This is a genomic window from Microcoleus sp. MON1_C5, from assembly GCF_036701875.1.
Classification (GTDB): domain Bacteria; phylum Cyanobacteriota; class Cyanobacteriia; order Cyanobacteriales; family Microcoleaceae; genus Microcoleus.
The window spans coordinates 44,598-53,902 of the sequence record NZ_JAUBRN010000052.1 but is presented as its reverse complement, the minus strand read 5'-3'; the positions used below and the strand labels follow the sequence as shown (position 1 = coordinate 53,902).

The 9,305-nt window shown below is 49.3% G+C and carries 5 protein-coding genes; 2 read left to right on the top strand and 3 right to left on the bottom strand.

What is annotated here, in order from left to right; translation table 11 throughout:
* Positions 1–171: 171 nt before the first annotated feature.
* The 3 genes from QUA71_RS22165 to psaA form a co-directional block, all read right to left on the bottom strand.
* The gene (locus tag QUA71_RS22165) at positions 172–957 is read right to left on the bottom strand and encodes a hypothetical protein (protein ID WP_333288322.1); all 786 of its coding nucleotides are present in this window, start codon (positions 955–957) and stop codon (positions 172–174) included.
* A 250-nt stretch (positions 958–1,207) separates the two neighbouring features.
* Positions 1,208–3,436, bottom strand: a complete 2,229-nt coding sequence (psaB, locus tag QUA71_RS22160) for a photosystem I core protein PsaB (protein ID WP_190659912.1) — start codon at positions 3,434–3,436, stop codon at positions 1,208–1,210.
* Between the two features lie 110 nt (positions 3,437–3,546).
* Entirely contained in the window at positions 3,547–5,841 is a 2,295-nt protein-coding gene (psaA, locus tag QUA71_RS22155) for a photosystem I core protein PsaA (protein ID WP_333220614.1), read from the bottom strand.
* 643 nt (positions 5,842–6,484) lie between these two features.
* Here psaA and QUA71_RS22150 point away from each other — a divergent pair.
* A complete protein-coding gene (locus tag QUA71_RS22150; RefSeq protein ID WP_333288320.1) occupies positions 6,485–8,047 on the top strand; it encodes a hypothetical protein in 1,563 nt (520 codons plus the stop codon).
* An 81-nt stretch (positions 8,048–8,128) separates the two neighbouring features.
* Complete coding sequence (gene arsM, locus QUA71_RS22145; protein ID WP_333288319.1) at positions 8,129–9,097, top strand: arsenosugar biosynthesis arsenite methyltransferase ArsM; 969 nt, start codon at positions 8,129–8,131, stop codon at positions 9,095–9,097.
* The last annotated feature ends 208 nt before the right edge of the window (positions 9,098–9,305 follow it).

The window sequence follows — 9,305 nt, the reverse complement described above, 5'->3', positions numbered from 1 at the left end:
GAGGGTTCTCACCCAGTTCGACCGCTGCCAGGGGGTTTGAAAACTCTCGCGATCAAGCGTGAGGGGTAAGTTCCGTTGTAAGAACCATGTCATAAGCTTTCGCTTCACCCACCACGGATACCTTCTTGCTTCCAATAGACAATCTTAATGCGGTTGGGTACAAGCGGGTTGTTAGGTTCCCTGTACCTCTCGGTTATTACGAACCGAGTAACTCCAACCCCTATTGACATATCCTTTACTTTCCTTACTTTTTCTACTTTCAGTTGTCTCCTCGGAAAAATCGATTATCAATTCATCTTCGTTTTGGTGAGCTGATGCCTCATAATACTCAGCAGCAAAACGATTTAGCACATTATCATATGTTATAAATTTCTTTTTTCTGTCCACAGCAGTCGCCAGTATTAAGATGTCATTGATAGTGTTACGAATATTGCTTTTGCAGTTATGTTGAGCAGCAAACTCTGAAAACAGAGTCAACCCATTTTCTATTGTCGCTCTAGTTAGAGAGTAACAACGATAATTATTATCCAAAATGTATTTCAACCGTTTTTTGAGGTACTTCTGCTTTTGTTTAGATAAATGAGAAACACTGAGTTCATATACGCCATACTTTTTTTTGTTAATAACCTCAGCAATTGCTTCGTTTCCAAACTCACGATATGCAGAGAACTGACTGCCAAAGTCGATAATCACTTGGTCTGTCCGACAAGCACCTCCCTTGGCCCATTTAGGATTTCCAAAATGCTCGGGAATACCAAAATCACGTTCTTCTGAATTTATTACCGAGTATCTAGCTGGATGAAGAATGTAGTAGTCAGGTTGCTTTGAGTCTCGGGGCTGAGCCAGTAAGAATTCATTAGCTGTAATTGATGAAATAGCTCGGCTTCCGTCGTGGACATCGTTCTCAATCTCCTTGAAACGATATGAAAGCACTTGTGTGTCAATAATTGTATTCACAACCCCGTCCTCTCGATAAACCACTTATCCCCGAAACTTGGGAACCTAACTACTCATTTTACTAGGATCGCACTATAAATTTCTCTGTAGGATTCAATTATCGCACACAGCTTTGACATAAAGGGTTTTGGAAAAACTCGATCGCCATCAGATTCCTGATTAACAGCTTCCATTAACCAAAATACCTAAAAAAATCCCCCGCCAGAAGGCGGGGGATTTTAGTTAATTACCTAGAAACCAGAGTTCAGAGTTACCCGAATTTCCCGGCCGTCGAGGCAATTACAAAGGCGGCGTAAGTGAGGATGTATCCCACAGTAAAGTGAGCCAAACCAACAACGCGACCTTGGATGATCGACAAAGCAACAGGCTTGTCTTTCCAGCGAACCAAGTTAGCCAAAGGAGTGCGCTCGTGAGCCCAAACCAAAGTCTCGATCAACTCTTGCCAGTAACCTCTCCAAGAGATCAGGAACATGAAACCAGTTGCCCAAACAAGGTGTCCGAATAAGAACATCCAAGACCAGACAGACAAGTTGTTAGTACCATACGGGTTGTAACCGTTGATCAACTGAGCGGAATACAGCCAGAGGTAATCGCGGAACCAGCCCATCAGGTAGGTAGAAGACTCATTGAACTGAGCCACGTTACCTTGCCAGATGCCCAGGTGCTTCCAGTGCCAGTAGAACGTTACCCAACCCAGGGTGTTCAGCATCCAGAACATCGCCAGGAAGAAAGAGTCCCAAGCAGAGATGTCGCAAGTACCGCCACGGCCGGGGCCGTCGCAAGGGAAAGCATAACCGAAGTCTTTCTTGTCCGGCATCAGCTTAGTACCGCGTGCATCCAGAGCTCCCTTGACCAAGATCAAGGTGGTGGTGTGCAAGCCTAGTGCGATCGCGTGGTGAACCAAGAAATCGCCAGGTCCGATCGCCAAGAACAGAGAATTAGTACCGTTGTTAATCCCGTCTAACCAGCCTGGGAGCCACACGTTAGCGTAGTTCGGCCAAGCGGTAGAAGCAAGGCTGTCAGGGTTAGACAACAGCACGTCCATGCCGTAGAGAGCTTTTCCGTGAGCAGCTTGGATGAACTGTGCGAACACTGGTTCAATCAAGATTTGCTTTTCAGGAGTTCCGAAAGCAACTACCACGTCATTGTGAACGTACAGACCGAGAGTGTGGAAGCCCAAGAACAGCGACACCCAGCTCAAGTGAGAGATAATCGCTTCTTTGTGCTGCAACACGCGATCGAGCACGTTGCCTTTGTTTGCTTCAGGATCGTAGTCCCGCACCAAGAAGATAGCTCCGTGGGCGAAAGCGCCGACCATGATGAATCCAGCAATGTACTGGTGGTGGGTATACAGCGCAGCCTGAGTCGTGAAGTCCTTCGCCATGAAAGCGTAGGGAGGCATCGCGTACATATGCTGTGCTACCAGGGAGGTGATCACGCCCAAAGCAGCGAGGTGAATTCCCAGTTGGAAGTGCAGCGAGTTGTTGTAGGTTTCGTACAAGCCTTGGTGAGGCAAGTTGAACTGCCCTTCACTCTTGCCGCCGACCAAACCAGCCTTAGAATCCAACATCTCTTTGATGCTGTGACCGATACCGAAGTTAGTCCGGTACATATGACCGGCAACGATAAACAGAACTGCGATCGCCAAGTGGTGGTGAGCGATGTCTGTCAGCCACAGGGATTCTGTTTGAGGGTGGAAGCCACCCAAGAAAGTCAGAATTGCGGTTCCAGCGCCTTCGGAAGTACCGAAGACATGGTTCGGTGCATCTGGGTTCTCGGCGTATACGCTCCAGTTACCAGTGAAGAACGGAGCCAAACCTGCCGGGTGAGGCGGGGTAGACAAGAAGTTTTCCCAACCTACGTGCTGTCCGCGAGATTCGGGGATAGCAACGTGAACCATGTGACCAGTCCAAGCCAAAGAGCTGACACCGAACAAACCAGCCAAGTGGTGGTTGAGGCGAGATTCAGCATTTTTAAACCAAGACAAGCTGGGGCGGTACTTGGGCTGGAGGTGCAACCAACCTGCGAACAGGAAGACAGCCGCCAGTAGTAGCAAGAAGATAGCTCCTTGATACAGGTCAGCGTTTGTCCGAATCCCTTGAGTGAACCACCAATGGTAGACACCGGAGTAAGAGATGTCTACTGGGTTAGAAGCGCCCCCTTGAGTGAAAGCTTCTACTGCAGGAGCGCCGAATTGGGGGTCCCAAATCGCGTGAGCGATCGGGCGGACGTTTAGGGGGTCTTTAATCCACTGTTCAAAGTTACCTTGCCATGCTACGTGGAACAGGCTGCCCGAAGTCCACAAGAAAATGATTGCTATGTGGCCGAAGTGAGAAGCAAAAATCTTTTGGTAAAGATTTTCTTCCGTCATGCCATCGTGGCTTTCAAAGTCGTGTGCTGTGGCAATCCCGTACCAGATCCGCCGTGTGGTCGGGTCTTGGGCAAGGTCTTGGCTAAATTTTGGAAATTTCGTTGCCATAAGCCTTGATTAATCCTGAATCCTGAACAAAATTGAAGGGATTCGGTTCTGAGTTTGGATTCTCGATTTGAGATTCCTCCCAAATCGAGAATCCAAAACCTAGGGGTAGTTTACCCTACCGAAATGATTCGCGCTAGGAAAAATGCCCACGTAGTGACAATTCCTCCTAGGAGGTAGTGAGCTACACCCACAGCCCGACCCTGAATAATGCTCAGAGCGCGAGGCTGAATGGAGGGACCTACCTTGAGCTTGTTGTGAGCCCAAACAATGGACTCAATCAGTTCTTGCCAGTAGCCGCGGCCGCTGAACAGGAACATCAAGCTGAAGGCGAAGACGAAGTGTCCAGCTAGGAACATCAGACCGTAGGCCGACAGTGCCGAACCGTAGGACTGAATCACCTGAGAAGCTTGCGCCCAGAGGAAGTCCCGCAGCCAGCCGTTAATCGTGATCGAACTTTGTGCGAAGTTGCCGCCGGTAATGTGAGAAATTGTGCCGTCTGGCGCTACTGTTCCCCACACGTCCGACTGCATTTTCCAGCTAAAGTGGAAAATCACGATCGAGATGCTGTTGTACATCCAGAACAAGCCGAGGAACACGTGATCCCAACCCGAAACTTGGCAGGTGCCGCCACGGCCTGGGCCGTCGCAAGGGAACCGGAAACCCAAGTTGCCTTTGTCAGGAATCAAGCGAGAACTGCGTGCAAACAACACGCCCTTCAAGAGAATCAGGACTGTAACGTGAATTGTGAAAGCGTGGATGTGGTGGATCATGAAATCCGCCGTACCCAACTCGATCGGCATCATCGCTACTTTGCCGGCGACTACTACTGCACCGCCGCCAAAAGCGTGGCTGACGATTTCCGTAGCATTAGGCGCTGTTGTGCCCGGAGCCAAGGCGTGGATGTTTTGCACCCACTGGGCAAATATCGGACGCAACTGAATCCCGGTATCCGAGAACAAATCTTGAGGACGACCGAAAGCCCGCATCGTGTCGTTGTGGACGTACAAACCGAAGCTGTGGAAGCCCAAGAATATACAAACCCAGTTCAGGTGGGAAATGATCGCATCTCTATGACGGATCACGCGATCGAGCAGGTTGTTGACGTTGCCGCTCGGTTCGTAGTCCCGCACCATGAAGATTGCTCCGTGAGCGGCTCCTCCAACGATCAGGAATCCGCCGATCCACATGTGGTGGGTGAAGATGGACAACTGAGTCGGGTAGTCGGTCGCGATGTACGGATACGGAGGCATCGCGTACATGTGGTGAGCCACGATGATGCTCAGAGAGCCCATCAGTGCCAAGTTAATCGCCAGTTGCGCGTGCCAAGAATTAGTCAGGATTTCGTAGAGACCTTTGTGACCTTCACCAGTGAAGGGGCCTTTGTGGTTCTCTAGGATTTCTTTCATGCTGTGGCCGATGCCCCAGTTCGTCCGGTACATATGACCAGCGACGATGAACAGCACTGCCAAAGCTAAGTGGTGGTGTGTTGTATCAGTCAGCCACAAACCGCCTGTGGTGGGGTTCAGACCGCCTTTGAAGGTCAGGAAGTCTGTGTATGCGCCCCAGTTGAGGGTGAAGAAGGGGGTTAAACCTTTAGCGAAACTCGGGTAGATGTCAGCCATCAAGCCCGGTGTCAAAATCCACTCGTGCGGCAGGGGGATGTCGGCAACTGTTTTGATCAGCTTGCCGCCGACTGTCAGCGGTGAACCTGCATCGATCGCGTCCATGCAAGCGTTGATTGGCAGCGACACGTGAATTTGCTGTCCCGCGTAGCCCAAGCAGCCGCAGCCCAACAACACAGCCAAGTGGTGGTTCATCATCGATTCCACGTTCTGGAACCATTCCAGTTTCGGAGCGCGGACGTGATAGTGGAACCAACCGGCAAATAGCATCAGAGCTGCCATTACCAGGGCGCCGATCGCAGTGCAATATAGCTGGTATGAGTTAGTGATGCCGTTGGCGCGCCACCACTGGAATAGACCAGAGGTGATCTGAATTCCGTGAAAGCCGCCGCCTACATCTGCATTTAAAATTTCTTGACCAAAAATCGGCCAGACCACTTGAGCGCTGGGCTTGATGGCTGTAGGATTTGTCAGCCAAGCTTCGTAATTGGAAAATTTAGCGCCGTGGAAATATGCGCCACTGATCCACACGAAGATTACTGCCAAGTGGCCGAAGTGAGCGCTAAAGATTTTGCGCGAAACGTCTTCTAAGTCACTTGTATGACTGTCAAAGTCGTGAGCGTTAGCGTGGAGGTTCCAAATCCAAGTGGTGGTTTTTGGTCCCTTAGCTAGAGTGCGATCGAAATGACCGGGTTTTGACCACTTCTCGAAAGAAGTTGGAACCGGATTCTTATCGACTACTACCCTAGCTTTTACCTCTCGCTCTGGAGGACTAATGGTCATGAAGACTCTCCTCTCGGTAAGACAAGGAACGAGAACTGAATAATGTACCGGACACTCCCCGCGCTTGATTGGGCGGGGGATTCTCGAAAAAGCCGACACTGCACTACACTTTACTCTTTGCAGAGCTAGACGCAGGTGCATCGTCTCCCCAAGCATTTTGCTTCTTTGAAGAAGCCAGTTTCCCAGTGTCGCTAACAATGTGACTGGGTACTGCCAACTCTTCTCTCCAGATGAGCCGCCGATCGCGTCCTTGATTCAGACTTGATACGGCTGCTCCTTTTGAGGGAGTTTTATGAATTATAAGCTTGCTAGAGGAGTATTAATCGCTTGTTAACAATACTTAAAAAAGGCTCAATTATTGATGTAATAACGCCTGTAAATCCCACAGTCCCTCGAAAAAGTCAAGGGGTACTGCCATTAACTTTACAAAACTCAAAGATAAAGTAATTTAGGAATACTCATTTGTAGATATATGTTTTGGAATAAGGCTGCGGGAATTAAGAGTGCGAGAAGATGGGTTGGCCGCTGCTGCCTCAATCCGGGTTCCTACGCAGCTTTGGAATTCCTGAGCGGCAATTCCCCAATACTAAATTCATTTTTGGGCTATAGTTCCCTATGAGAAGGCTTCTAGGAGTATGGTTGCGTGATTGGGATCAATTGGCACAGAACGGTTGCGGGCAGGCTGCTGGCATTGTTCGCAGCAGCAATATTAATTTTGGGTTTAGCAAGTTGTGGCGCGGGTCATCCCGAATTGCCCAAATCAGGGAACAAGAGCGACTCAGCTACCGCCCCAGTAAACAGAATCTCAGAGGTTTCTCCCCCAGAAGCCATTCAACAACTGCGTCAGGCTCTAGAAATCTACCAGCCTCAAATTAGTATTTTGAATCCAAAACCTGACCAAGTGCTTCAGGATATAAATGTGTCTGTTCAGTTCCAAGTAAAGGACTTGCCCATTTTCAAAGATGCAAACTTGGGTTTGGGCCCCCATCTGCAAGTTTTATTAGACAACCAACCTTATGCAGCAGTTTACGACATCAACCAACCTTTAACGCTCTCCGACTTAGAACCCGGAACCCATACCCTGCAGGTGTTCGCCGCTCGCCCTTGGGAAGAAAGCTTTAAAAACGAAGGTGCCGCAGCTCAAACCACCTTTCACGTTTTTACCAAAACAGACGACAATAATCCCGATCGAACATTGCCCCTATTAACGTACAACAGCCCCCAAGGCAGCTACGGGGCAGAACCCATCCTGCTCGACTTTTACTTGACAAATGCCCCCCCGCACGAAGTGGCGCAAGAAAATTCCCAAGATGAAATACTCGATTGGAAAATTCGAGCCACAGTGAACGGCGAAAGCTTTGCGATCGACCAGTGGCAACCTATATATCTTAAAGGATTCACACCAGGGAAAAACTGGGTACAGCTAGAATTAATTGACGAACGAGGAAAAATTGTCAAAAACGCCTTTAATAATACAGCCAGACTGATAAATTACCAACCCCTCGGTCAAGATACTCTTTCAAAATTAGTGCGGCGCGAACTAACAGCAGCAGAAGCTCGCGGTATAGTCGATCGCACCTACCAAGCTCCCGAACCCAAACCAACCCCAACCCCCGAACCGACACCGACACCTGCATTAGAAAAAACACCAGTTGTCCAACCCTCACCAGCGGTTCCAGAAACCCCTGTTACTCAACCGAGCTTAGAGCCAACAGTCGCTCCCGAAGTTGCTCCCATTCAAGTAATAGAACCGACACCGACAGCAACTCCACAGTTAGAAACCCCGAAAGTTGTTGCACCAGTTCAAGTAATAGAACCGACACCGACAGCAACTCCCCAGTTAGAAACCCCGAAAGTTGTTGCACCAGTTCAAATAATAGAACCGACCCCAACAGCAACTCCCCAAACAAAAAAACAGGAATATAAAGGATACTACAATCGGTTCCGCAACTTCTTGCGTGAAGAGCCCCAACCTGCTAATCCTTCAGTGCCACCAACCCTGCCAGAAATAACAGGAAAAGCTCCAGTACCAAAAGTAGTCGCTCCCGCGATACCAGAAGAGTCTCCCAATCTTGTACCGCCAACGCCACCAGTTGCCGCTGAAACTCCTAGCCAGCCAACCACCGAATTAGCAGATCCCAAAACAACTGTTTCCGAACCCGAAAATCCGCCCAAATCCGAACAAAAAGTCGAATTTGCCACCTAACAAAATCTTTCGGGGCTTCTTCGTGGCATGGGGGTTCCGCCCGTGCTCCATCTGCGGTTAAAAATTAAAGGACACTAAAAAATGACCTACCTCGAAACAGCAGCCAAATTCTACAGTGATGTTGCCGAAACACCCCAAATCGGACTTTGCTGCGTCCAAAGCAGTCCCTTGCAATTGCCAGGATTAAAAATTCCCGAACAAATGCAAGAAATGAATTACGGCTGCGGCACAACCGTTCACGCCGCCGAACTTGTCGGCAATCCCTTCGTGCTTTATGTCGGCGTCGGCGGCGGCTTGGAAGCACTACAATTTGCATATTTTTCTAGACACAAAGGAGCGGTTATTGCCGTCGATCCGGTTCCAGCAATGCGAGATGCGGCTGCACGAAACTTGCAAATTGCGGCCCAAGAAAATGATTGGTTTGATGCGAGTTTTGTAGAAATTCGTGAAGGCGATGCTTTTGCGTTGCCAGTGCCGGATGCTTCTGTAGATGTTGTCGCTCAAAACTGCTTGTTTAATATCTTTGAACCAGCAGATTTAGCTAAAGCATTAAAAGAGACTTATCGGGTGTTAAAACCGGGTGGCAGATTGTTGATGAGCGATCCGATCGCAACTCGGCCAATTCCGCAGCATTTGAAGCAAGACGATCGCTTGCGCGCCCTGTGTTTGTCGGGTGCTCTGACATACGAAGAATACGTTCAACACCTTGTAGACGTTGGTTTTGGGCAAGTGGAAGTGCGGGCGAGAAGGCCTTACCGATTGCTGGACAAACACAATTATCAATTGGATGCGGATTTGCTGTTAGAAAGCCTGGATTCGGTGTCTTTCAAAGTGCCTGTACCGGATGATGGAGCTTGCATTTTTACTGGCAAGACTGCTATTTATGCGGGGTCTGAAGAGCTGTTTGATGACGGGGCGGGTCACGTTTTGCAGCGGGGAGTTCCGGCGGCGGTGTGCGATAAAACTGCTGGGAAGTTGGGCGGATTAATGCCGGATAAGGTGTTAATTACGGATTCGACTTGGCATTATAACGGCGGCGGTTGCTGTTAGGAGAAAAAACAGCGCCTAGACAAACGAAGTCCGCGCAGGCGGACTCTTGAGAACGCGCGCAGGCGGACTTCGTTTGTGTTCCCGTAAACTGTGCGATTTCTAATCGCCCGGTATAATATTTACCAGTCGGGTATAGAGCGGTTTTCAACCGCATGAGGTACAATCAGTAAAAGTAATGTGCTAACTTGCTGTCTTGTAGTTCGTAGTC

Excerpts from the sequence above, each read along its gene's own strand:
- psaA (WP_333220614.1), bottom strand. The coding sequence starts at position 5,841 with ATGACCATTAGTCCTCCAGAGCGAGAGGTAAAAGCTAGGGTAGTAGTC.
- psaB (WP_190659912.1), bottom strand. The coding sequence starts at position 3,436 with ATGGCAACGAAATTTCCAAAATTTAGCCAAGACCTTGCCCAAGACCCG.
- arsM (WP_333288319.1), top strand. The coding sequence starts at position 8,129 with ATGACCTACCTCGAAACAGCAGCCAAATTCTACAGTGATGTTGCCGAA.